The following is a 23,412-nucleotide window of genomic DNA, read 5'->3' as shown; positions in this document are numbered from 1 at the left end:
TGCGACCTCGCAAGAAACGGGTTCCTCCGAGGAATTCGGTGCCACATTCCGCTGCCTCCTGGCGCTTCCAAACGTGATCCATCCCGGCCCCGACCGCGTCCCGTCCGCCCGTCGAGGCGGCCCGGCCGGCGTCGAAAGCCGACGCGTTCGATGGTGATATCGGCCTTTCGGGATTTTCCGCTTGAATCGGTTTCGCCCCCGATCGCGAGTTCCGGGCCCCCGGCGCCGTCGGCGCACGCCTCCCGCCCCGAGGGGACGCCGCAAGGCTTCCCGGCCTCGAATCGTAGGTCGTTCCGCCGTCGGGACTTGGCCGCCCCGGCCCTTCGGCCGTCATTGACAGGGATGGGCGAGGGGCTTATAGTTTGGGGAGCCCCGCGTCCGAGCATGCACGTGCGGGCTTCATGTCTCCCGTTGAGCCTCGGTCGACTCTCGTCATCGAACGTCAGGCAAGGCACGCGCACGGACGTCTTGTTGGGGATGAGCCCCTTTGAGCGAGCACGAGTTGCAAGAACCGTCCTCCGAACCTCCCAGCGGCCGCACGCCCCCCCGGGCTCGCGCGTACGGGACCCCGCACGCCCCTCCCCTTCGTCGTCGAAGGCGACGGCGCGGCCGGGGACCACGCCCGCGCCCGTGGGCGGCGAATCGCCGACGATCGTGCGGGGTTCGAGCACCAACTCGAAGCGGGCCCCCGAGCTCGGGCGGTCGTCGACGGCCCCCCGGCGCCCCGGGTCGGGGACGTCCTGGGGACGTTCCTGCTGGAGGAGGCGATCGGGGCCGGCGGCATGGGGGCCGTCTTCCGCGCGCACGACTCCACGCTCGACCGCCAGGTGGCGTTGAAGCTACTCCCGCCGGAGCAGATCGACGACCCCGAGGTCGTCCAGCGGTTCTATCAGGAGGGGCGGTCGGCGGCCCGGCTCGACCACGAGAACATCGCGCGGGTGTACAGCCTGGGGCAGGACGGGCCATGGCACTTCATCATCTTTGAATACGTCGCGGGGGAGACGGTCCGCCGCCGGGTCGACGAGGGGGGGCCGATGCCGGTGGCCGAGGCGGTGGACGTCACGCTCCAGATCGCCCAGGCCCTGGTCCACGCGGCGATCCGGGGGGTCGTCCATCGCGACGTCAAGCCGTCGAACATCATCATCACGCCCGAGGGGCGGGCCAAGCTGGTGGACATGGGCCTGGCCCGGCGGTTCGAACGCCGGGGCGAGCGCGGCGGGCTGACCCAGACCGGCATGACCCTCGGCACGTTCGACTACATCAGCCCCGAGCAGGCGCGCGACCCGCGCTCCGTCGACGTCCGCAGCGACCTTTATTCGCTGGGATGCACGCTCTTTCACATGCTGACCGGCCAGCCCCCCTTCCCGGGCGGGACGGTGCTCCAGAAGCTGCTCCAACACCAGGAGGAGCCGCCGCCCGACGTCCGGGAGCTGAACCCGACCGTGCCCCCGGCGCTGGCGCGGGTGCTCGAAAAGCTGCTGGCCAAGGACCGGGACCGCCGCTGCCAGTCGCCGGAGCAGCTGGTGCGAGACCTGCTCCACGTCGCCGGCCGGGCCGGCCTGGCGCTCCCCCATTTCGACGTCGCGGCCCCGCAGGCGGACCGCCCGGCGTGGGAGCGTCCGCTCGTCCTCTTGACTCCCCTGGGCTTCGTGCTGCTGGCGGCGGGCCTGTTCTTCTGGACCCGCGAGCTGGCCGACCCCTCGGCGTCCGCGCCCGTGGTCGAGTACAGCCCGTTGCGAGGCTCGCGGACCCCGCCCCCCCTGACGCCGGCCGCGGGCCTGGCCGCGACGTCCTCCGCGCCCCGCAAGATCGACGTCCGGCCGGGGGAGGACCTCGCCGCGGTGATCGCCGCCGCGCCCCACAAGTCCGTCGTGACCCTCACCGAGGACGGGCCGTATCTGCTGGCGGGCCGCGCGACGGCCCTGCGGTCGGATGTGGCCAGGGACGTCACGATCCGCGCCGAGACGGGGCGTCGGCCCGTGCTCCGGTTCGCCGCCGACGGCCGGAGCGGCGACCGCTCGGCGTCGGCCCTGCTCACGTTCACCCGAGGCCGGATCGCGATCGAGGGCCTGACCTTCGAGGCCGAGGACCGCGCCCTGGACGACCGCGTGGCGGCCATCCTCCTCGACGACGCCGAGCTTCGGCTCAAGGGCTGCGCCTTCCGCCGCCCCGCCGACGCCTCGGCCGGCGCGGGCCTCCCGGCGATCCTCGGCCGCGTCTCTCGACCCGACCCGGCGGCCGGCGGGCGGCCCCCGGCGATCGTCGCCGAGCAGTGCCATTTCGATACGGGCGCCGCCGCGTTCGACTGCGAGGGGCCGACCGACCTCCAGCTCGTCGACTGCACCTTCGGGCCGGGCGGCACCGCCGTCCTGCTCGACGACGACGACGCGACCACCCCCGGCCCGCGCGACGTCCTGATCCGCCGCTCCAGCTTCATGGCGGGCGCCGCCCCCGTCTTCCAGGTCCGGGGCCCGCAGGCCCGTTTCCAGGTCGACGACTGCGTCTTCGCCCCGGGCGATTCCTCCATCCCCGCGCGGAGCCTGGCCGTCGTCGACGACCCGAGGACGCTGGCCTGGGCCGGCCGCGCGAACCTTTACGGCGACTTCGGCGCCTTCCTCGAGGTCGCCGGCAAGCCGGCCTCCGAGGACGCCGTCCGCGACTTCGACCGCTGGCGAGCCGACCTCCGCGAGGTGCGGTCCGTGCTCGCCGCCCCGCCCGTCTGGGAGACGCCCGAACCGGCGCGCGAGCTGGCCCTGGGCCGCGAGAGCCCCTCGCGCGTGTTCCGGGTCGCCGCCTCCCACGCCCGGACCACCCCCCTCGGCGCGAGCAAGGGCCCATTCGGCGCCCAGATCGCCGAGGCCGTCCCGGCTCGCCCCGGGTCGATCGTCCTCCCGTCGGCCACGATGGCCGTCGCCCCCGCGATCGGGCCGGTCGCCGCCGTGCCCCCCCCGCGAGACCCGACGCCCCCGGCTCCGGCCCCGGTCGCGGCGCCCGTCGAGGAGGCCGTCGCGTCCACCGACGATCCTCCCAGCGTCCCGACCATGCCCCCCATGACGAAGCTGGACGCGGCCGACGAGGAGGAGACCCATTTCGAGGTCGCGGCCGCGGGCGCCGTCGCTCCCGAGCCGTCTGCCGTCGCCGCGCCCGCCGCGCCGGACCAGGCCCACGCCGAAACCCGACCGCGGGTCGCGACGACCTTCGGCGAGGACGTGGCGCGAAGCCCCGAGCAGTTGCAGAACCTGATCACCCATCTCGGCCCCGACGGAGGCGAGGTCCACATCGCGTCGGGCGTCGAACTGGAGCTGGCCACGATCGATCTCCCGGCCGGCTCCTGGTCGTTCGCGGCCGAGCCCGGCGAGCACCGTCCACGGCTCCGGCTCCGGCCCTCGCCGTTCGGGACCCCCTCGCCGTCGACCTGGACCTCCCTGTTCAACGTCCAGGGGGGGGAACTCAAGCTCCGGGGCCTGGATCTCGTGGTCGAGGACCTCGACCATCAGTCGATGGGTCGCCTGGCGGCCGTCGGGCTGGTCGCCGGCGCCTCGGTGGAGTTGACCGATTGCACGGTCAGCCTGGTGGGCCAGGCCCCGGCCCACGCCGCCGTCGCCGTGCTCCCCGCCAAGGCCGCCGCGGCGTCGACGGGACCGGCCGTCGTTCGGATCCGGGACGCGTTCCTCCGAACCGTGGGCGACGCAATCACCGTCTCCTCGAACCAGCGGCTCGACGCCCGCCTGGACAATGTGATCGTCGCCGCCGACGGCAGCCTCCTGCACGCCCACGGCTGCACCACCCCCGCGCGAGAGACGCCTTCTCTGGCGCTTCGCCTCGATCGCGTCCTCTCTCGGGCGAAGGGGGGGCTGGTCCACCTGGAGACCTCGATCGACGAGGCCGAGCTGCCGCTCGCGCAGGTCGACGCCAAGGACTCGATCTTCAGCACCGGGGCCGACGGCGCCCCCCTGTTCCGCGTCGACGGCCGCGGCCGGGCCGACAACCTGGCCGACCGGATTCGATGGACCGGCGAGCAGGTCGGCTACCATGAGATCACCGTCTACCGCGCCGACGACGGCGGCCGCACCGGGGTTCCTCCCCAGCGGTACGCCCGCAACGACTGGCTGAACAACTTCGTCGCCAGGGACGACGCGGCCGTCGTCGACGTCGAGTTCCTGGATCGCAAGGCCCCTTCGCTCCCCGCGAGGCTCCTCACGCCCGAGTCTCTCCAGCTCGTCCCCCGCACCCGCAAGGGGCCGGACTTCGCGGCCATACCCGCCGCCCCCGACGCCGGCACCTGACCGCCCGCGAGCCGGGATCGTTCGAAACGACGTCGCGGGGCCGGGGCGATGGGTTATCGCCGGCGGCCCCGCGGTCGGAACGAAGTTCAGGCGCTCGTCGGGGTCAGCGGCCGACCTGGCCGACGAGCGCGTTGTCCACGTAGATCGCACCGGCGGGGATGTGGGTCCCGTCGGGGAAGCTGGAATTGACGAGGTAGGCGAGCGGGCCGACGGTGGAGCCGGCGCCCAGCGAGGAGCCCTGGACGACGGCCCCGGCGCCGACGTTCACGTCGTCGCCGATCACGGAGTTCGTCCCGGTCGCCCCGCCGAGGATCACCGCGCCGTCGCCGGCGATGAAGCGCTGGCCGATCGCAAGGGAGCCGCCGTTCGGGGCGTTGAGGGTGACGCCGTAGCCGGTGCGGGCGATCGAGCCGATGGTGATCGGCTGGCCCTGATCGGCCCGGATCGCGTTGCGACGGCCGACGTTCGACGCGACGAAGCGAGCCCGCTGGAGGAACGAGGCGTTCCCCGTGGCCCGGGCGGGGAAGCCGACGAGCACCCCTTGCGCGAGCCCTCGGTGGGGCGTGGGATACTTCGGGGCCGTCCCGGGGGGGAGGAACGTGGCGGGCGGTCCCGGCTGCACGTTCGAACCTAGGATCGTGGAGAGGTTGCCGTTGAAGATCCCCGCCCGCGAGGGGAGCGAGCCAGGGCTCACCCCGGTGCTGGACTGGCCCTGATAAAGCGTGATGTAGCCGACGCCCAGTTGCAGGTTGGCCGTGATCGACCGGCCGAACTCGGCGAGGTCGGCCTCCGTGACGGGCGTCACCTTGCCGAGCGCCGGATCGGTCGCCTCGGCGTTCGTCGTGACGTTCGCGCCGGCCAGGACCCTCATGCCCGCCGGCACCGTGACGCCGGGGCCCACCCGGGCCTGGGACGAGACGAACGCGCCGGGCTCGATCGTCGCATCGTCGATCACCGCCCCGGCGCCGATGGACGTCGGCTGGCTGGCCGCCCCGAACCCGCCGATGACGGCCGGGCCGGTCACCACGGCCCCGTAGCCGACCTCCACGCCGTCGCCGATCCTCACCTCGGGGACGGCGGCCCCCTTCGTGTGGGTCGGATTCGCCGTGATCGACGCGTTATCCAGGATCGTCGTCCCGCCGCCGATCTTCACGACGCCGTCCGTCGCGTTCAGCTTCGCATACGGGCCGATGAAGCTGCGGGTCCCCACGATCACCGCGTAACCGTTCGTCACGCAGGCCGAGGGGTCGATGTAGGTCGCGTCCCTGGCCGCGACCCCGAAGGGGAGGACCGGCGTGTTCGGCCGCACGACCGGGTAGCCGAGCGGCTCGTTCAGCAGCGACCTCAATTCGGCGGGCGACAGATAGGAGGGCCAGCCGGAGGTCAACAGTCGACGCGTCTCCAACCCTTCACCGCCGGGCCGGAGGGCCGTCGAACGTCGCTTCAAGCCACGCGATCGTTTGAACATCAGGGTCATCCGTGAACGGACTCGACGCAGATCCCTCGCCACCCGGCTCCCGCTGATTCCCTATATCGACTATTGTCCCCCGTCTCTGCACTGTTCCTGATCCGCCTTTAATCCGCGAGCCCCGGCGGCGGCGGTCACGACGGCCAGTTGGTCGCTCGCAGGACCACCAGGCCCAGGTCCTCCCGCGCGAACTCGGCGCCGACGTAGAAGGGGGACGCCAGGTTCAGCCTCCGGAGCAAGCCGCGGTCGACGATGGAGTTCGCCACCCCCTGGAGCAGCACCGCCACCTTCCCCGTCGGATCGTCCTCGGCGGGACGGTCGCGATCCAGGAAATAGGGCTCCCAGTCCGCGAAGTGCATCCGCGCGAAGTCGGGGTAAGCGAACTCGGCGGCCGACGGGGCGTGCGAGACGATCAGCGAGCGGTTCAGGTGGAAGCCGACGTTCCGCCAGCCGAACTCGGTGGCGAGCGTCCGGTTGCGCGTGCGGACGACCAGGGATTCGTGCCGCTTCGCCCGCGCGAGCCCGTTGGCCAGCGTGTCGAACGCGATCACGACCTCTCCAAAGCACGAGCCGACCGCCAGGGCCAGGAACGAGCAGCAGGCGTCGGGATGCTCGCGCGCGAATCGTCCGATGGCCTCGTCGCAGGCCAGGACCAGCTTGGTGGACGCGATCGCCCAGTCCGGTTCGTGGGGGGTTGCTGAGTTCTTCAAATCAGGAGTTCTCTGATGGGTGTCCGGCCGCCTTCACGGCATGGCCCTTCGCCAGTTCAGGGCGGAGTCGACGAGGCGACGGACTCGCTCCGGTTCGGCGCCGGCGCGGTCCTGGCGCTCTTCGGGGTCTTGGGAGAGGTCGTACAACTGGGCGCCGGAGCCGTCGGCGTCGACGAGGAGTTTCCAGTCGCCGTCCAGGATCGCCACATTGGGCGAGCGGTCCTCGCCCTTCGGATAGGCGAACGCGGTCGGGTTCCGGCCGTACTCCCAGTACAGCGGTTTGGACCGCCGGGGACGCTCGCCGAGGAGGGCCGGGAGCAGGTTCTCGCCGTCCGGATCATGGCCCGGGGGAACGGGCGCGCCGGCGAGCGCCCCGAGCGTGGGGAGCAGGTCGACGGCCGAGAGCACGGTCGCCGTGTTCGTCACCCCCGGGGGGACCAGGCCGGGCCCCCAGGCGATGAAGGGGAGCCGCACGCCCCCTTCGTACAGGCTCATCTTGCTCCCTCGCAACCCCCCCGACCGGCGGCGGTCGAAGGTCGGCAGCGGTCCGTTGTCGGAGAGGAACAGGACGAGCGTCGGCCGCGCCTGGGGGTCGTTGCGGATCGCCTCCAGGAGCCGGCCGACCTGGCGGTCGACTTCCTCCAGCACGCCTCGCAGCCGTTCGGGCGTCGCCCCCTTGCCCGCCCCCGGCCGTCCTTGCCGGGCGCCATGTCCTCGGCCGAGGGGACCCAGGGGGTGTGTGGATCGTCGAGCCAGAGGTTCACGAAGCAGGGCCGGTCGGGATGGTCCTTGAGGAAGTCGAGGGTCCGATCGACCATCCATCGGGTGCGGTCCCAGCGCTTGACGGGGTCCTGGGCCGACCAGATCCAGTCCATCGCGGTGATGTCCGGGTGGGGTTCGGGGCTCTCCCAGGTGCCGAAGCCGACGTCATATCCATAGGCGGCGAACTTCGGCGGGGCGACCACGTCGCGACCGCCGCCGAGGTGCCACTTGCCGACGTGCGCCGTGGCGTAGCCCGCCGTCTTGAGCATGCGAGGCAAGGTCGGCGCGGAGGGGTCCAGGAAGTCGTCCTGCTCGCAGGCCCGGTTCCCCGCGCGGGTCTGCAAGTAGCTGGTGATCCGCCATCGGGCCGGGAACTGCCCGGTCAGGAGCCCGCACCGCGACGGCGAGCAGATCGGCGAGGCGGAATAGTACCGCGTCAGCCGGACCCCCTCGCGGGCCATGCGGTCGAGGTTCGGGGTCTCGGCCAGGTCGCCGCCGTAGCAGCCCAGGTCGGTGTACCCCATGTCGTCGGCGTAGACGATCACGATGTTCGGCCGGGCCTCGCCCCCCGGCGCGGCCGACGCGCCAACCAAACCCGCGACGATCGCCAGCACGCTCGCAGCCGTCATCCCTAGCCCCCCGCCCCGCGTCCCGCCGAACCGCCTCGCCCCGAACGTGCCATTCTACCCGCCCATCGGTGCGTGAGCCTACCCATTCGACGGGGCGCGGCCTCGGCGGGACTCCTGGGCGCGGATGGCGACCAGGGCGGCGTGCAGGAGCGAGGACGGGCCCGGTTCAGACGCTCCCCGGCGGAGCAGGTCGCCGAGGATGTGGTCGGCCTCGGTGGGGCCGCCGCGTTCGAGGTCGTCGAGCATCGACGCGGTCAGGGTCGAATTCGGGTCGGTCAGGCGCCGGCGGGACATCTCCAGGAACGGCTCGCGCGGGGAATGCCCGTTGGACTCGGCGATGGCGCGGCACTCTTCCAGGATCGCGAGGATCAGGTCGGTCCCGTCGGCCTTCACCACGTCGCCGATCGCGGCCCGCATCAGGCAGGTGACGCCGGCGAGCGCGGCGAGGAAGGTCCACTTCTCCCACATCGCCAGCGTCACGTCGTCGCTGCGCATCGGCTCGAGGTTCGCGCCTGCGAAGCTCTCGGCGACGGCCTGCGCGGCCTCGGCCTGGGCCGGCGACCGCGCGCCGAAGGTCAGGCGGTGGACGTCGCTGAGGTGGAGGATGCGGCCCTCCTCGTCCAGTCGCGACGAGATCAGGCAGAGGCCGCCGAGCACGGCGTCGCCGCCGAACCGGGCGTCGAGCGCGTCGAGGTGGCGCATCCCGTTGAGCAGCGGCAGGACGACGGTCCTCGGCCCGACCGCCGGCGCGAAGTCGCCGATCGCGCCGGGGAGGTCGTAAGCCTTGCAACTGACGATCACGAGGTCGAAGGCCCCCAGGCCCGCCAGCCGTCCGGCCGTGACGGCGGGGGCTTCGGCAGGTCGGCGTCGCCGGTCTCGCTGCGGATGGCCAGGCCCGAGGCCGCCAGCTTCGCCGCCCGTCCGGGGCGGACCAGGAACGTCACGTCGCGGCCCGCTTCCAGCAGCCGACCCCCGAAATATCCGCCGATCCCGCCCGCGCCGACCATCAGGATTCGCACCGTCTCTCCTCCCCTCGAACTCGCGTCGGGGCGCTCGTCCGTCCCGCCCCGCGACGCCCTTCACCCTACCACGCGAGCCGGGCCGCCGGGAACGCCGCGTCGGCCTGGATCGAAGGGAGCGGACGGCGTGGGGATCGGCGTCGGGGGAGGTCCTCGACCGGGCCTGGCCGCCCCCGTCCGCACCCGATTCGGCGCGTCGGCGGCCTGCTCGTTAAGGCGACGGATCGCCACGACTGCGATGCCCGATCCCCGAGGCCTCCGGAGCCCCGGTTCGAAGCCCGGCTGCTGGGTGGGCGCGGCGAACGAAGGGACGATTTCCGTGGGAATTCATCGTTCGAACCATCCACCTACGGAGGGGCGGCGCCAGCGAGCCGGCGACCGTCGAAGGCCCCGAAAAGGTCCGCGAAAGTGTTAAATACTTAGTTGAGATTCGGCGGAAGGTCGGCCATTTTTCACTTGCTTTCTCACCGCCCGGACACCAACCTACCCGTGCTGCCGATGCGTGCCGTCGCCTTTCCCAAGCGTCCGGCCGCGGAGGTCCCGTCAGTCGTGCTTGCGTGCGGGAGGGTGGAAATGGAGTGCGGCCCGAGGGCCGGGCGATCGCGCTGCGCGCCGAGGTCGCCGGGTTGTTGGGATCGGAAGGTTTTCACTCGGTCGTCAGTTCCTGTCCACGAACGAGGAGGGGTCTATGAGGCTGCTCGGCAAGACGGGCGTCGTCGCGGCTCTGGTCGGATCGATGGCTCTCGCGGGATGCGGCGAGGACACGTCCGGGACGGTCGCGGTCGATCACGGCAAGGACCAGAACCTGATGAAGGCGATGGGCGGGTACATGGAGAAGCGTCAGGGGACCAAGGGGAAGTCCAAGTCCAAGGCGGAGCCCAAGGCCGAGGCCGCTTCGGAACCGGGGCCCGAGTCGAAGCCCTGACGAGGGGCGGTCGGATTCGGTTTGAGCGATTCGTTCATCCATCACTCATTTCGAGAGTCGCCGAGAGGAGTCCGTGATGAAGAGACAGTCGTCCCGAGGGTTCACGCTGATTGAATTGCTGGTGGTGATCGCGATCATCGCCGTCCTCATCGCCTTGTTGCTCCCCGCCGTGCAGGCGGCTCGCGAGGCCGCCCGCCGTTCGCAGTGCATCAACAATCTCAAGCAGATCGGCCTGGGGCTTCACAACTACCACAGCGCCCTCAACTCGTTTCCGATGACGGCGACCATCGCCTACTCCGACATCGGCGTGACGGCCGACTGGGGGACGTGGGGCGCCAACGCCATGCTCCTCCCCTACCTGGAGCAGCGACCGCTCTACGACGCGGCGAACTTCTGCTGGACGACCTGGCAGGGGGGCGGGGCCGTCAACAACACGACCGTGTTCCTCTCCAAGGTCGCCGTGTTCGTCTGCCCGTCCGACGGCCTGACGGGGACGGAGAACACCAACAACTACTTCGGCTCGATCGGCACGACCGCAGGCTTCTACCCCAACCAGCAGTCGACCGGTATGTTCGCCAGCAAGGCGAACTACGGGATCCAGCACGTCACCGACGGCTCGTCGAACACCATCGCCTATTCGGAGGCCCTGGTCTCCACGACCCTCTACAGCCCGAAGCAGACCAAGTGGCGAGACGGCCCGTCCAGCACCGGCGCCGGCCCCGCCTCCTCGCTTCTGGACCCCACGAGCAACCTCGCCGCCCTCCGGCAGGACTGGCAGACCTGCAACGAATGGTTCCGCACCCAGCGGAGCATGGGCCAGCGCGGGTATCGCTGGAACCTCGGCGCCCTGGGCGAGAGCATGTTCCAGACCCTGATCCCGCCCAACTCCAACGAGTTCCCCTGGAACTCCTGCAGGATGGACTGCGGGCCCGATTGCGGGGCGCTGCACAGCGGCTATTATAACGCCACCAGCAACCACCCCGGCGGCGTCAACGCGGCCATGGCCGACGGCAGCGTGAAGTTCATCAAGAGTTCGGTCGAGATGCGGATCTGGTGGGCGCTGGGCACCAAGGCCGGCGGTGAAGTGATCAGCTCCGACGCTTATTGATTGAGGCTTCGTCCCCATGTCGTCCATCGACGTCGATCCACCCGTGGAAACCGCCCCTCCCTCGGGACCGAGCTTCGAGGCGCCGCGCGAGCGGCCCTCGAAGGCGCGGCTCGGGGCCCTCGCCCTCGCCGCCGGGCTGCTCGCGGGGCTCGCCTCGTGGCTGGCGGAGGAGTCGATCCACGGGAGGTTTCGGCCTCCGCTCACCGCGACGGCGGGCTTCGCCACGCCCGCGGAGACGGCCGTCGCGACCGCCAGCTACCGTCGCGGGGTGCTCGCGGAGACCTCCATCGCCTTCGGCCTCCTCGGGGCCGCGCTGGGCGCGGCCCTGGGCGCGGCCGGCGGCCTCGCGCGACGTTCCCCCCGCGACGCGGGCGTCGCGGCGGCCCTGGGCGCGGCCCTGGGCGTCGCGGCCGGCGTCGCGGCCGTGCAAATCACCGTCCGCCTCGCCTTTCGCCTGTTGGCCCAGGACGAGGACGGCCTGGAGGCGGCGCTCCTGGTGCAAGGGGCGATCGCCGGCCTGATCGGCGCCGCCGCCGGCGCGGCGCTCGGCCTGGGAGCCGGCGGCCGTCGAGCCGTCCCCCAGGCGCTCGTGGGAGGGGTGGTCGGGGCCGTCGTGGGCGTCGTCGCCTATCAGGTCGTCGGCGCGCTGATGTTCCCCCTCGACGAGACCACCCGCCCCGTCGCCATCACCCCGGCCGCGCGCGGCGCGGCCCAACTCCTCGTCGCGTCGTTCATCGCGATCGGCGCCGCCCTGGGCTTCGCCCCCCCGCCGTCGAAAGCCTGACCTGGGTGCGACCGGGCGCGGAGCATCCGCGATCGCGTCCGGCCCCGAGGGGGGGAAGGGCTTTATGGCCTTCGTCGCAGGGCTCTGAGGGCCTGTACGGCGGCCTGGGCGTCGCCGGCTTCCAGGGCGTCTCGCGCGGCGGCCAGGGCGTCCCGATGCTCGGCGCGGAAGGGGACGGCGGCTCCCGGATCGGGGGGGTGTGGGACGAGCGTCCGCGCGATGGCCGAGTCCAGCTCGTCGAGGCCCGTCCCGGTCTCGGCCGAGACGACGACGATCGGCGAGGGGCCGAACGCCTCGGTCGGGGACCACGCCGCCGGCAGGTCGGCCTTGCTGGCCACGATCAGCGTGGGGCCGTCCGTCGAACCCGTCCGATCGGCGTCCTCCAGCGGTTGCGAGCGGTCGACGACGTGCAGCGTCAGGTCGGCCCGCGCCCGTTCGCGGAGGGCGCGCTCGACGCCGAAGCGTTCCACCAGGTCGTCGGCCTCGCGGACGCCGGCGGTGTCGACCAGCTCGACGGGCCAGCCGTCGAACGCGGTGCGGATCGTCACGGCGTCTCGGGTCGTGCCGGGCGTCGGCGAGACGATCGCCCGGGAATAGCCCGCCATCGCGTTCAGGAGCCGGCTCTTGCCCACGTTCGGCCGCCCCGCGATCACCACCCGCCAGCCCTCGACGAGCCGCAGGCCGACCCGCCCGCGTTCCATCAACGCATCGAGTCTCGACTTCGTCTGCGGGTCCTCCGCCGCGATCCCCGCGAGCAGCGCGTCGACCTCCCGGTCGAGCGCCCCCTGGGCCTGCTCCAGCAGGATCTCGGCCGTTCGCAGGGTGCCGGCCCCGGCGAGGTCGCGCCACGCCGCGGCCTCGATGAGGCTCGGGGTCGAGGCGTCGAGGAACGACGACGGCTCGACGGCCCTCGCCCCCCGTTCGATCAGGGCGTCGACGACCATCGCGACGGCCGCCGACCCGCCGTGGCACTGGATCTCGACCCCGCCCGGCTCGCCGTCGAGCACCACCGCGACGACCTCGTCCCCCAGCCCCGCGCCGAGGCGGCCGAAGCGGGGGCGACGCGGGGGCGTCGCCGCCAGATTCTTGCCGTAGGCCGGGCGGAACGCCGCGTCGGCCGCTTCGAGGGCTCCGGGCCCCCACACGCGCACCACGGCCACGGCCCCCCGGCCGGTGGGGGTGAGGATGCAGACGCTGGGGCCCACTCCCGAATCGCTCATCAACGTGCCTCTCGACCCTGTCGCCGTCGCTCGATCGCCGTCGCTCGACGCGACCCTCTCGTCATGATAGAGTACCGGGGCGTCGGGATGTCGAGGGGGGAGCGAGATCGCGCATGGCGTACTGGCTGTTCAAGTCCGAGCCGGATTCGTACTCGTACGCCGACCTCGTGCGCGACGGGACGACGGGCTGGGGCGGCGTCCGCAACTACCAGGCGCGGAACCTCCTGCGCGACTCGATCCGGGTCGGCGACGGGGTCCTGTTCTACCATTCCAACGCCGATCCGGCGGCCGTCGTGGGGATCGCCGAGGTCGTCGAGGCGGGGCATCCCGACCCCCTGGCGTTCGACCCCGATTCGCACTACCACGACCCCAAAAGCAAGCCCGAAGCCCCGACGTGGTTCCAGGTGACGATCAAGCCGGTGCGGCCCATCGACCCGCCGCTGGCCCTGGCCAGGCTGCGGGAGATCCCCGCGCTGGTCGGGATGGAGCTGCTTCGCAAGGGGAGCCGGCTCTCGGTGCAGCCGGTGTCCGACGCCGAGTGGAAGGTGATCCTGGACCTGGCCGGGATCAAGGCGACGAAGAAGTCACGGAAAGGCTGAGCGACCCATGGCGCGTCTGGAACACTTCGCGATCTACGCGGCCGACCTGGAAGCCCTCAAGGATTTCTACGTCCGGACGATGGGCCTGAAGGTCGCCCGCGTCGGCGGCGGAAGCCCGCCGGGCGGCTACTTCCTGGCCGACGACCACGGCGGCGCCATCGAGATCATCGCCCGACCCGCCGACGAGTCGAACGCCCGCCAGCGCTGGGTCTGCCACCTGGCCTTCTGGGTCGACGACGTCCCCGCCAAGCAGGCCGAGCTGGAGAAGCTCGGGATCGTGTTCGAGACCGACACCGCCGCCTTCGACGACGAGATCAAGACCTCGTTCTTCCACGATCCCGAAGGCAACCGCTGCCAGCTCGTCTGGCGCCGCGAGCCGCTGACGGGCTGAGGGCCGCGAGGGCGGATCGATTCGGACCGACCATCCATGGTCCTCACCCCTTGATGACCCCCACCGGGCGGAGTCGGGCGACCTTCTTGGAGATGTCGGCCTTGTCGACGACGTCGACGACGAGGTCGACGTCCTTGTAGGCGGCGGGCTGTTCCTCGGCGAGTCCCTTGTGGCCCCTCGCCCTGGCGATGATGCCGATGGCGTCGAGTTCGCGGTCGATGCGGCGGCCTTCGGCCAGTCGGACGGCGGCGGTGCGGCTCATCATCCGGCCGGCCCCGTGACAGCTCGACCCGAACGAATGGAGCATGCTCCCGGGCTGGCCGGCGAGGACCCAGCTCGCCGTCCCCATGCTGCCGGGGATGATGACGGGCTGGCCGGTCTCGGCGTACAGCTCGGGGATCTCGGGATGGCCCGGCGGGAAGGCCCGCGTGGCCCCCTTGCGGTGGACGCAGACCTGCTTGCGGACCCCGCCGCCCACGTCGTGCTCCTCGAACTTGGCGATGTTGTGCGCCACGTCGTACACCAGGTCCATCCCCAGCTCCTCCCAGGGCTTCTCGAAGACCCGGGCGAAGACCTGGCGTGCCTGGTGGGTGAGCAACTGGCGGTTGCACCAGGCGTAGTTGGCCGCGGCGCGCATCGCGCCCAGGTACGACTGGCCTTCGGGGCTCCGCACCGGCGCGCAGGCGAGCTGTCGGTCGGGAAGCGTGAAGCCGTACTTCGCGGGGGCGTCCTTGAAGACGCCAAGGTAGTCGTCGCAGACCTGATAACCCAGCCCGCGCGAGCCCGAATGGATCAGGACCGTGACCTGGCCTTCGCGCAGGCCCATGACCTTCGCGGCGGCCTCGTCGAGGACCCGGTCGACGACCTGGACCTCCAGGAAGTGGTTGCCGGAGCCGAGCGTCCCGCACTGGTCGGCCCCGCGCTGGATGGCGCGGTCGCTGACGCGGCCGGGGTCGGCGCCGTCGAGCCTCCCCTGGGCCTCGGCGAACTCGATGTCGCGGTCGGTCCCCCAACCCTTGTTCACGACGTACGAGACCCCCTCCTCCATCAGCTGCACGAGCTGCGGCTTGGTGAACGAGAAGACCCCGCGCTGGCCGACGCCGGTGGGGATGTCGCGGAAGAGCTGCTCCACGAGCGATCGGATCCGGTCCTTGACGTCGGCCCATTCCAGGTCGGTGCGCAGGAGGCGGACGCCGCAATTGATGTCATAGCCGACGCCGCCGGGGGAGATCACGCCCCCCTGCTCCGGGTCGGTCGCGGCGACGCCGCCGATGCAGAAGCCGTATCCCCAGTGGATGTCGGGCATCGCCAGGCTGGCCTTCTGGATGCCCGGCAGCGTGGCGACGTTCACGACCTGCTCCGGCCCCTGGTCGGCCTTGATGTGGTCGATGAGGTGCTCGTCGGCGAAGATGACGCCGTCGACCCGCATATCGTCGCGATAGGATTTCGGGATCCGGTACTGGAACGGCGAGACCTGCTCCAGCGGCCCCGTGTAACCGACCTTGGCCATCGTGATGCCTCCCGTCTCGGCTGAGACGCCCTTGTCGAGCCTTCGTGTTCGTCAGGTCAAGGACGCCGCCGGGCGTCGTCGGGTTCGCCGGACTCTCCCGGGGACGCTCGCAATCTTCGGGCCAGGGCCTCGCCGGTGGCGGTCCCGGACCGCGCCACCTCCTCGGGCGTCCCCTCCGCGACGATCCGGCCGCCGTCGTCCCCCGCGCCAGGGCCGAGGTCGATGATCCAGTCGGCGGCGAGCATGACCTCGGTGCTGTGCTCGACGACGACGACGGAATGGCCCCGGTCGACGAGGTTGGAGAGGGCGTCGAGCAGGCGGGCCATGTCGGCCGGGTGGAGGCCGGCGGTCGGCTCGTCGAGCAGGAAGAGGGTGTGGGCGATCTTCCCCGCGCGGTTCAGCGCGGCCGTGGAGCCGGCCAGGAAGGCCGCCAGCTTGAGGCGCTGGGCCTCGCCGCCGGAGAGGGTCGCGGCGGGCTGGCCGAGCCGAAGGTAATCCAGGCCGACCTCCAGGAGCGGCCGGAGCCGGGCCTGAATCCTGGGACGGCTGCGGAAGAATCCGAACGCCTCCCGGCCGGTCAGGTCGAGCACCTCGGCGATCGACTTGCCGCGATAGGCGACCTCCAGGATCTCCGGGCGGTAGCGGGTCCCCTTGCAGTCCGGGCAGCGGACAGTCACGTTGGGGAGGTACTGCATGTCGATCCGGCGGAACCCCTCCCCCTTGCAGGCCGAGCATCGGCCGCCGTCGACGTTGAAGCTGAACATCGCGGGGCCGTAATTCCGCAGCTTGGCCTCGTGGGTCGCGGCGAACGTGCGGCGGACCTCGTCGAGGACCTTCAGGAAGGTCGCGGGGTTGGACCGGCCCGACCGACCGCACGGCGAGTGGTCCAGCAGCACGACTTCGGCGAGATCGCCGACCCCCTCCAGCGCGAGGAACGGCAAGCCCGGCGGCCCCCCTCCCGCGAGCCGCTCGCGCAGGGCGGGATAGAGCGTCTGTTCGACGAGCGTGGATTTCCCTGCGCCGCTGACCCCGGTCACGACGCAGAGGACGCCCAGGGGGAACGCGGCGTCGATCGCCTTGAGGTTCCGGCCCGAGGCGCCCCGGAGCGTCAGGAGCCCGCGCGAGGGCGTGCGGCGCTCGGCGGGCCGCTCGATCCCACGCCGGCCGGACAGGAAATCTCCGGTGGCGGAGCCTTCGGCCGTGAGCAGGCCCGCGACGGGACCGGAGTAGACCACGCGGCCGCCGGCCTCGCCCGCCCCCGGCCCAAGGTCGACGACGAGGTCGGCGGCGCGGATCACCTCGGCGTCGTGCTCGACGACGACCAGGGTGTTCCCCTCGTCGCGGAGCGTCTGGAGGACCTCGATCACCTGGCCGACTTCGCGAGGGTGGAGACCGGTCGTCGGCTCGTCGAGGACGTAGAGCGTCCCCACCAGGCCCGTCCCCAGGGTGCGGGCCATCGTCGTCCGTCGCAGCTCTCCGGCGGCCACGTCCCGCGCCGGGCGGTCGAGCGTCAGGTGGCCCAGGCCGATCCGATCGAGCGCGTCCAGCCTCGCGGCGATCCGGGAGCGGAGCCTCGCGGCGTCGGCCGGCTCGTCGGGCCCGGCCCACGACGCCAGGACCGGCCGGGCGCGGGCGACGGGGAGGGCCGAGAACTCGGCGACGTTCCGCCCGTCGATCCGCACGGCGAGCGCCTCGGGGCGGAGCCTCGCGCCCCGGCAGTCGGGGCACGGCCGCCGACGTCGCGGGAGTTTGGGGTCCGCCCGCGTCGGGGTCTTCTCGCGACCCGCCTTGCGCTCGATCCGTTCCGGGTCGAGGTCGGCGACCGAGCCGACGCCCTCGCAGCCCGGGCAGGCGCCCAGGGGACTCGTCCAGCGGAAGAGGTTGGGCTGGGGCTCGACGTGGTCGGTCCCGCACCGGCTGCATCGCCAGCCCCGGACGAACGTGCGGACGCCGGATTCGGAGACGATCCGGCAGCGGCCCTGGCCCCTGGCGAAGGCGGTCTCGATCGAGTCCAGCCGGCGGCGGGGGGCGTCGCGGCCCCGGATCAGGCGGTCGACGATCACGTCGATCTGGATCGGGCCGACGGCGTCGAGCGGGCCGGCCGCGAGGTCGACCACGAGGTCGCCGACCCGGACGCGGGTCATCCCCTGTTCGAGGAGCGTCCGACCGAGCGCGGGGACGTCGGTCTCGGGGAGGATCTCGACGGGGAAGGCGATCTCGTAGCGGGCGCCTTCGGGGAGGGCGTCGACGGCCTCGGAGACGGTGCGGGGATTGGCCGGGAGGACGCGATCGCCGCAGGCCCGGCAGATGACCTCCCCCCGCCGGGCGAAGAGGAGCGCGAGGGGGTCGTGGGCCTCGGAGAGCGTGCCGATCGTGGCGCGGGCGGACGGCCTGGCCCCGGCGGCGAGCGCGACGGCGGGGGGGACGCCGCCGATCCGGTCGACGTCGGGCTTCTCCAGGGGCTCCAGGAACTGTCGGGCGTAGGCCGAGAAGGTCTCGACGTAGCGCCTCTGGCCCTCGGCGTAGAGGGTGTCCAGGGCCAGCGAACTCTTCCCCGCGCCGCTGACGCCGGTCACCACGATCAGGCGGCCGAGGGGGAGGTCGAGGTCGATCCCCTTGAGGTTGTGGGTTCGCGCGCCTCGGAGCTGGATGCGGGCGTCGGGCGGGGGCATCGCGGCGGGCCTCCGGGGCGTCGGCGTCCCCCGGACGCGGGATGGGGATCGTCGGGGGGGAAATGGGAGCGGCGAGCCGGAGGGCCGGCTCGCCGCGGGGGTGGCATGGGACGGTTGCGGGCCCGCTCAGGTCAGGGGTTGGCCTTGCGGAGGCTGAAGCCGGTCTGGGTGAAGCCGTCGTCGTCCATCACGCTGTAGCTGCCGCCGAGGGTGAGGTACTTGGCGAAGACCTCGAAGTCGGGGAGCTTGGCGGGATCGATGAGCTGCGGGATCTCCGGGAGGGGCTGGCCGGGGCGGCTGGCGGCCATCCCCTGCTTGACGGCCTCCTCGAAGCGGCCCCCCTTGAGCATGTCGTAGGTGAGGCGGGCCTGCTCGTCGGGGCGGACGAAGGTCATGCCGCTGACCTTCTCCGGCATGTGCTTGGCGACGGTCTGGTAGTCCGCGCTCTCGGCGAGGGGGACGACGCCGGGCCGGAGCACCTGCTCGAGCAGGGTGGCGTCGGTGGTGATGAGGAGCGAGTCCTTGGCGACGGCCACGCTGACGGGGCCCTTGAGCTGGGGCTGAACGCCCCCCTGGGCCGGCATCTCGGGCAGCTCGAAGTCGAGGATGGTCGTCCCCTGGAAGTCGCGCTTGCGGGGGGCGGCGTGGGCCAGCTCGATGACCCGTTCGAGGGTCGCCTGGAAGGCCTTGGCGTCGTCCAGGGCGATGGAGAGGACGAGCCGCTGGCTGTCTTCCTTGATGGGCTTCTTGAAGTCGCCGATCAGGGTCAGACGGTTGCCGAGCGGGCCGAACACGTCCTTCTGGAAGCTGAGCGGCTGGCCCCCCTCGGGGCCGATGAGCTGCTGCTCCAGGACGTTGAGCATGCCGGGCTGGAACTGGTTGACGAGGTCCTCGACGGCCTTGTAGGCGTTGTCGAGGTCCCAGCTGAAGGTCTGGTAGCTGGCGGCGGTGGCGGGGACCCAGGGCTCGGGCCGCAGCGCGGCCGGCGGGAACGAGAAGAGCTTGAGGAGGCCCTTCACCCCGGCGGCGGGGGCGTTGAAGAAGGTCTTGGTCAGGCTGCTGTACTCGCCGGCGTCGAGCGTCAGGGCACCGCCGACCGACTTCAGGCCGTCGAGGCCGAGGGCCTGGACCTGGAAGGCGATCTGCTGGGCCTGGGCCTCGTTGCCGCGGGAGCCGGCCTTGGTGGCGAAGGCGACGGCCTTGACGACGTCGAGGAACCAGACGACCTGGGCGGACGCGGCGCCGACCTTGGCCTGGGTCTTGACGAACGCCTCGCCGCCGCCGAAGGCGCCGGTGCCGCGGCCGGCGGCGTTGGAGGCCAGGTCCTTGATCGCCGCGACGTCGCTGCCGAGGAAGAAGACCTCGCCGGCCTGGGTCCAGACGACCGGCGGCGGCGGGGGCGTCTTGTCATCGCCGGCCGCCTTCTCCGGCGGGGTGATGATGTGCAGCGGGCTGTTCTGGAAGGTCTCGACCCGGACCGTGGAGCCGTTCTGCTCGGCCTGCTTGTCGCTGCGGGCGAGCACCTCGGCCATCTTCGGGGCGTTGGACCCGGCGTCGGCGATGATCGCCAGCGACACCGTCGGCTTGGATTCGTCCGAGCCGGCGATCGCCGCGATCGCGACCCCCTTGGGAAGCTCGAACAGCTCCTTCAGGGTCACGCCGACCTTATCCTTGAGCGCCTCGCTCGTGGGCTTGACCTTCTCGGCCACGTCGGCCCGCATGGGGGCGAGGGCCGGGTCGTTCCAGAGCTGGCCGTAGGTGCTGGCGCGGAACGCCTCGCGGAACTTGGCCACGTCGGCGATCTTGACGAAGAACAGGGTCGAGTCGGGCAGCACCTGCTCCGGCGGGGTCGCGGCGGCGGCGAGGTTCGCGCGCAGCCCGAGTCCCGTCAGTCCCAGCCACCCGACGAGGGCCAGGCGAAGAATCGCCCCCTTGGCCTTAGGCATCTCTTGTCACTCCATTCTGGCACGCCACGGTTCACCGACCGAGGTTTCGAGACCTGTCCCGTCACGCGGCCTCGCGGCCGATGACCCTTCGCACGCTCGCACGTCGGGCTCCAATGCCCGACGGATCGCCGGCGGTGACCGACGAGCCTGATTCCAGCCTCGCTTCGCCGAAGTCTTCGGGCCGCCGTGGGCCGCCCGAGCCGATCCAATCCGATCCGGTCCGGGACCGATCTCCACGGTCCGGTCCAACGGCGGTCGGCGGGCTTATTTGATCGTCGTGGTCGTCGCTCCGTCGGCCTTCGGACCTCCCAGGGCCTCGGGCTTCTCCCGTCGCGGCCGCCGCGGCGGGTCGAGGTAGCGGTAGCCGCTGTTGGGGTTGGTCTTGTCGAACGAGAAGGCCTCGCGATGGCGGAGGAAGTCCTTGACGTAGGCGATCGGGATGGCGAAGCCGAGGTTGTCCGCCATGTCGGCCCGCGCGCCCCGGCTGGTGACCCCGATGACCTCTCCCCGGGCGTTGAACAGCGGCCCCCCCGAGTTCCCCGGGTTGATCGCCGTGTCGGTCTGGAGGTAGAGCTGGCCTTCGAGGTTCCGGCTGCGGTTGCTGACGATCCCCTGCGTCACGGACCGTTCCAGGCCGAGCGGGTTGCCGACGGCGAAGACCAGGTCGCCCGTGTTCACGTCCTCTCCATTACCCAGGATCACGTGGCTGGGTTTCACGTCGTCCGGCAAGGGGAGCTTGATCAGCGCCAGGTCGAAGAACGGGTTGAGGGCGACGATCTGGACGTCGTCGATGCGGCGGCGGGCGAGGCCCCCGCCGGCGGTGTTCTGGTAGAGGATGGCCGAGATCCGGGTCTCCCCCTCGATGACGTGGGCGTTGGTGATCGCGTAGCCCTCGTCGTTGATCAGGAAGCCCGAGCCCTTGCCCGAGGGGGTCTCGATCGAGACGACCGACTCGCCGAATTTGGCGACCACTTCCTTCACCGAAGAGGGCCGGAGCAGGCCCGTCGAGAAGAAGCCCGAGGCGTCGACGGCGGTCTCGCCGGGGGTCGCCGCGACGATCGTCCCGGCCTCCTCCCCCCGCGCCCGCCGCACGATCGACTCGCGGGGGAGCTTCAGGAGGTCGTGCCCCAGGTCGACGTAGATCGCCTCGGCCTTCTCGGCCACGACCCGGCCGACGACCCGCTGGCCGTCCTTGAGGGTCAGCGTCTCGAAGCCGTCGGCGGGCGTCTCGGCGGCCCCGGCCAGGGCCGTCAGGCCGAGGAGGGTCGCGGCGCCGATCACTCGAATCCCACGCATAAGCGGCGGAGTCCTTCTTGGTTCGTCCCGACGGTCCGGTCGCGTTCCTGGCGCCCAGGGTGGTTCATTGTAAAAACCGGCGCGTCCGTTGCAACCCTGGCGATGGGAGCGGCTTCCCGAAAAATCGGCGACGCCCGCGACGACCGTCGGCTAGTTTGCTAAAACAACGGCTAAACTTGAAGACGACTTGACGGACTTTGACGGTTCGGGCTAGCTTCCCCCCGGCGCCGGCCGGGACGGGCCAGCCTCGCTCGCCGAACTCCGTCCCCGATCGATCGCTCTAGGCCCCGTCCCTTTCGTTGGCAACAGACCTGGGGAGACAGTCCCGTGTGGATCCTCACAAGGCGGATCGCGCTTGCCCTCGCGCTCTCGACGACGGCCGCGGCCGGCGTCGTCCGGGCGCAGCAAGCCCCCGCGCCCGACCCGGCCGACGCGGCCCGGCCCGAGCCCGACCAGCCGCCGCAGCTCGTCCCCGACCTGCCGACGGTCCCCTGGCGGCACGACCGGCTCGCCTTCAACTGGACCACGATCAAGACCACGCCCCTGCCCAAGGACCGCGAGGGGATCTGGGTCCTGGACTTCGCCTTCAAGCCCCTCCGCATCCAGACGGTCGAGATCCCCGGCAAGGGGCGTCGATCCGTGCACTACCTCTACTACAAGGTCGTCAACCGGACCTCCTCCCCCCGGCCGTTCTACCCCCAGTTCATCATGGTGAACGAGCGGGGCCAGCGGTTCGAGGACGCCGTGGTCCCCGAGGCGATCCCGGTGATCCAGGGCCGCGAAGACCCCACGATCCCGGTCCGGGGCGCGATCGACATCATGGGCGTGATCCCGCCGAGCACCAAGGAAGGGGTCGACGACGCCGTCTTCGGCGTGGCCGTGTGGGACTCCTGGGACGCCTCCGCCGACCGCTTCAGCATCTACGTCCGCGGGCTCTCCGACGGCTACAAGGAGATCGCCCCGCCCGACGGCGGCAAGCCGCTCGTCAAGTACAAGACGCTCCGGCTCGACTTCATCCGCCGCGGCGACGAGCGGAACCTCTCCGAGAAGGAGATCGAGCCCGCCGACCCGGCCTACGACTGGATCTACTGGTGAGCCGACCCGGCCCCGGCCCCCGTCACGTTTCCGGCCCGACGCCCGCCCCCGCCGCCCGTGCTCAATCGGCGTAGGGGGCCGGGTCCGTCAGGCCCAGCCTGGCGAACGCGGCGAGGCGGAGGCGGCAGGAATCGCAGCGCCCGCAAGCCAGGTCCCCGGGCGCGGGGTCGTAGCAACTGTGGGTGAGGCCGTAGTCGACCCCCAGCTCCAGCCCCCGGCGGATGATCTGGTCCTTGGTCAGCTTCAGCAGGGGCGCGTGGACGCGGAACGTCCCCTCCCCCTTGACGCCGGCCCGGGTCGCCAGGTTCGCCAGGGCTTCGAAGGCCCTGAGGAACTCGGGGCGGCAGTCGGGATAGCCGGAGTAGTCGACGCAGTTGACGCCGACGAACAGGTCGAACGCCCCCAGCGTCTCGGCCCAGCCCAGGGCCAGCGAGAGGAAGACGGTGTTGCGGGCGGGGACGTAGGTGATCGGGATCTCCCCGGCCATCTCGGCCTCGCCTCGGTCCTTGGGGACGTCGAGGTCGGCCGTCAGCGCGCTGCCGCCGAAGGCCCGCAGGTCGATCGACAGCTCCACATGGCGGACGACCCCCAGGGCCGCCGCCACCCGCCGCGCCGCCGTCATCTCGACGGCGTGACGCTGGCCGTAGTCGATCGACAGGGCGAAGGGGGCGAAGCCCGCCGCCGAGGCCTCGGCCAGCACGGTGGCCGAGTCCAGGCCGCCGCTGAGCAGGACGACCGCCGGACGTTTCTGGTTCTCGACGCCGTTCACCGGTCGCGTCCTCCTCGTTCTCGTTCGATCGCCTCCCGCCCGTCGCCCGGCGATCCGGACTTGTCGGGGGGGCGAGCGTTCGGATATTGTAACATGATCGGCGGGGGACCGGCGTGCGCGGCGATTGCGCCGCGATTCGGCCGCCCCCAGACCGCCCGCCTCCGGCATGGACCGGACGTCGGGAACCCAATCGACGCCACGGATTCTCGGAGAAGGTAGAGCG

Annotated in this window: 17 protein-coding genes and 1 pseudogene; 7 read left to right on the top strand and 11 right to left on the bottom strand. The window is 71.7% G+C overall.

Going from position 1 to position 23,412, the window contains the following annotated elements; all coding sequences use genetic code 11:
- Nucleotides 1-782 precede the first annotated feature (782 nt).
- Nucleotides 783-4,286, top strand: a complete 3,504-nt coding sequence (locus tag VT85_RS09000) for a serine/threonine-protein kinase (protein ID WP_068413569.1) — start codon at nt 783-785, stop codon at nt 4,284-4,286.
- A gap of 103 nt (nt 4,287-4,389) precedes the next feature.
- Here the strand turns inward: VT85_RS09000 and VT85_RS08995 are convergent, their stop codons facing one another.
- From VT85_RS08995 to VT85_RS29620, 5 genes and pseudogenes are all read right to left on the bottom strand, one after another.
- Complete coding sequence (locus tag VT85_RS08995; protein ID WP_156512764.1) at nt 4,390-5,733, bottom strand: carbonic anhydrase/acetyltransferase; 1,344 nt, start codon at nt 5,731-5,733, stop codon at nt 4,390-4,392.
- 155 nt (nt 5,734-5,888) lie between these two features.
- Nucleotides 5,889-6,464, bottom strand: a complete 576-nt coding sequence (locus tag VT85_RS08990; protein WP_068413563.1) for a hypothetical protein — start codon at nt 6,462-6,464, stop codon at nt 5,889-5,891.
- A gap of 33 nt (nt 6,465-6,497) precedes the next feature.
- Entirely contained in the window at nt 6,498-7,067 is a 570-nt protein-coding gene (locus VT85_RS29630; RefSeq protein ID WP_255377006.1) for a sulfatase, read from the bottom strand.
- Nucleotides 6,956-7,855, bottom strand: a complete 900-nt coding sequence (locus tag VT85_RS29625) for a sulfatase-like hydrolase/transferase (RefSeq protein ID WP_197491183.1) — start codon at nt 7,853-7,855, stop codon at nt 6,956-6,958. The genes VT85_RS29630 and VT85_RS29625 overlap by 112 nt, the downstream gene beginning before the upstream one ends.
- A 78-nt stretch (nt 7,856-7,933) precedes the next feature.
- A pseudogene (locus VT85_RS29620) lies at nt 7,934-8,874 on the bottom strand (ketopantoate reductase family protein).
- Between the two features lie 688 nt (nt 8,875-9,562).
- Between VT85_RS29620 and VT85_RS08970 the strand changes: the two are divergent.
- From VT85_RS08970 to VT85_RS08960, 3 genes are all read left to right on the top strand, one after another.
- The gene (locus VT85_RS08970) at nt 9,563-9,799 is read left to right on the top strand and encodes a hypothetical protein (protein ID WP_068413554.1); all 237 of its coding nucleotides are present in this window, start codon (nt 9,563-9,565) and stop codon (nt 9,797-9,799) included.
- 76 nt (nt 9,800-9,875) lie between these two features.
- Nucleotides 9,876-10,907 (top strand): DUF1559 domain-containing protein, encoded by a 1,032-nt coding sequence (locus tag VT85_RS08965; protein WP_068413551.1) that lies wholly within the window; start codon nt 9,876-9,878, stop codon nt 10,905-10,907.
- A 16-nt stretch (nt 10,908-10,923) separates the two neighbouring features.
- Complete coding sequence (locus VT85_RS08960; protein ID WP_068413548.1) at nt 10,924-11,691, top strand: hypothetical protein; 768 nt, start codon at nt 10,924-10,926, stop codon at nt 11,689-11,691.
- A 62-nt stretch (nt 11,692-11,753) separates the two neighbouring features.
- On the opposite strand, the gene VT85_RS08955 is transcribed toward VT85_RS08960, so the two are convergent.
- Nucleotides 11,754-12,911, bottom strand: a complete 1,158-nt coding sequence (locus VT85_RS08955; RefSeq protein WP_068413545.1) for a GTPase — start codon at nt 12,909-12,911, stop codon at nt 11,754-11,756.
- Nucleotides 12,912-13,024: 113 nt separating this feature from the next.
- On the opposite strand from VT85_RS08955, the gene VT85_RS08950 reads away from it, so the two are divergent.
- Together VT85_RS08950 and VT85_RS08945 are read left to right on the top strand one after the other, a co-directional pair.
- The gene (locus tag VT85_RS08950; protein ID WP_068413542.1) at nt 13,025-13,510 is read left to right on the top strand and encodes an EVE domain-containing protein; all 486 of its coding nucleotides are present in this window, start codon (nt 13,025-13,027) and stop codon (nt 13,508-13,510) included.
- A 7-nt stretch (nt 13,511-13,517) separates the two neighbouring features.
- Nucleotides 13,518-13,901 (top strand): VOC family protein, encoded by a 384-nt coding sequence (locus VT85_RS08945; RefSeq protein WP_068413540.1) that lies wholly within the window; start codon nt 13,518-13,520, stop codon nt 13,899-13,901.
- Nucleotides 13,902-13,944: 43 nt separating this feature from the next.
- On the opposite strand, the gene VT85_RS08940 is transcribed toward VT85_RS08945, so the two are convergent.
- The 4 genes from VT85_RS08940 to VT85_RS08925 all read right to left on the bottom strand — a co-directional run bounded on the left by VT85_RS08940 (nt 13,945) and on the right by VT85_RS08925 (nt 21,325).
- A complete protein-coding gene (locus tag VT85_RS08940) occupies nt 13,945-15,411 on the bottom strand; it encodes an RtcB family protein (RefSeq protein WP_068413537.1) in 1,467 nt (488 codons plus the stop codon).
- A 56-nt stretch (nt 15,412-15,467) separates the two neighbouring features.
- Nucleotides 15,468-18,083: an excinuclease ABC subunit UvrA gene (locus VT85_RS08935; protein ID WP_197491180.1), complete on the bottom strand. Its 2,616-nt coding sequence runs from the start codon at nt 18,081-18,083 to the stop codon at nt 15,468-15,470.
- A gap of 131 nt (nt 18,084-18,214) precedes the next feature.
- Entirely contained in the window at nt 18,215-20,029 is a 1,815-nt protein-coding gene (locus VT85_RS08930; protein WP_068413534.1) for a hypothetical protein, read from the bottom strand.
- A gap of 264 nt (nt 20,030-20,293) precedes the next feature.
- Entirely contained in the window at nt 20,294-21,325 is a 1,032-nt protein-coding gene (locus tag VT85_RS08925) for a S1C family serine protease (RefSeq protein ID WP_068413531.1), read from the bottom strand.
- Between the two features lie 327 nt (nt 21,326-21,652).
- Between VT85_RS08925 and VT85_RS08920 the strand changes: the two genes are divergently transcribed.
- Nucleotides 21,653-22,420, top strand: coding sequence for a hypothetical protein (locus VT85_RS08920; RefSeq protein ID WP_068413528.1), 768 nt, complete (start codon nt 21,653-21,655; stop codon nt 22,418-22,420).
- Between the two features lie 61 nt (nt 22,421-22,481).
- On the opposite strand, the gene queC is transcribed toward VT85_RS08920, so the two are convergent.
- Nucleotides 22,482-23,189 (bottom strand): 7-cyano-7-deazaguanine synthase QueC, encoded by a 708-nt coding sequence (queC, locus tag VT85_RS08915; RefSeq protein WP_068413525.1) that lies wholly within the window; start codon nt 23,187-23,189, stop codon nt 22,482-22,484.
- Nucleotides 23,190-23,412: the final 223 nt, after the last annotated feature.

The organism is Planctomyces sp. SH-PL62 (genome assembly GCF_001610895.1).
Taxonomy (GTDB): Bacteria; Planctomycetota; Planctomycetia; order Isosphaerales; family Isosphaeraceae; genus Paludisphaera.
Note: the sequence above shows the minus strand (reverse complement) of the source record. Positions and strands in the feature narration are given on the sequence as shown.

What these genes read in the sequence shown, in the direction of transcription:
- VT85_RS09000 (WP_068413569.1), top strand. Translation starts at nt 783, where the DNA reads ATGGGGGCCGTCTTCCGCGCGCACGACTCCACGCTCGACCGCCAGGTG.
- VT85_RS29625 (WP_197491183.1), bottom strand. Translation starts at nt 7,855, where the DNA reads ATGACGGCTGCGAGCGTGCTGGCGATCGTCGCGGGTTTGGTTGGCGCG.
- VT85_RS08970 (WP_068413554.1), top strand. Translation starts at nt 9,563, where the DNA reads ATGAGGCTGCTCGGCAAGACGGGCGTCGTCGCGGCTCTGGTCGGATCG.
- VT85_RS08965 (WP_068413551.1), top strand. Translation starts at nt 9,876, where the DNA reads ATGAAGAGACAGTCGTCCCGAGGGTTCACGCTGATTGAATTGCTGGTG.
- VT85_RS08960 (WP_068413548.1), top strand. Translation starts at nt 10,924, where the DNA reads ATGTCGTCCATCGACGTCGATCCACCCGTGGAAACCGCCCCTCCCTCG.
- VT85_RS08955 (WP_068413545.1), bottom strand. Translation starts at nt 12,911, where the DNA reads ATGAGCGATTCGGGAGTGGGCCCCAGCGTCTGCATCCTCACCCCCACC.
- VT85_RS08950 (WP_068413542.1), top strand. Translation starts at nt 13,025, where the DNA reads ATGGCGTACTGGCTGTTCAAGTCCGAGCCGGATTCGTACTCGTACGCC.
- VT85_RS08945 (WP_068413540.1), top strand. Translation starts at nt 13,518, where the DNA reads ATGGCGCGTCTGGAACACTTCGCGATCTACGCGGCCGACCTGGAAGCC.
- VT85_RS08940 (WP_068413537.1), bottom strand. Translation starts at nt 15,411, where the DNA reads ATGGCCAAGGTCGGTTACACGGGGCCGCTGGAGCAGGTCTCGCCGTTC.
- VT85_RS08935 (WP_197491180.1), bottom strand. Translation starts at nt 18,083, where the DNA reads ATGCCCCCGCCCGACGCCCGCATCCAGCTCCGAGGCGCGCGAACCCAC.
- VT85_RS08930 (WP_068413534.1), bottom strand. Translation starts at nt 20,029, where the DNA reads ATGCCTAAGGCCAAGGGGGCGATTCTTCGCCTGGCCCTCGTCGGGTGG.
- VT85_RS08925 (WP_068413531.1), bottom strand. Translation starts at nt 21,325, where the DNA reads ATGCGTGGGATTCGAGTGATCGGCGCCGCGACCCTCCTCGGCCTGACG.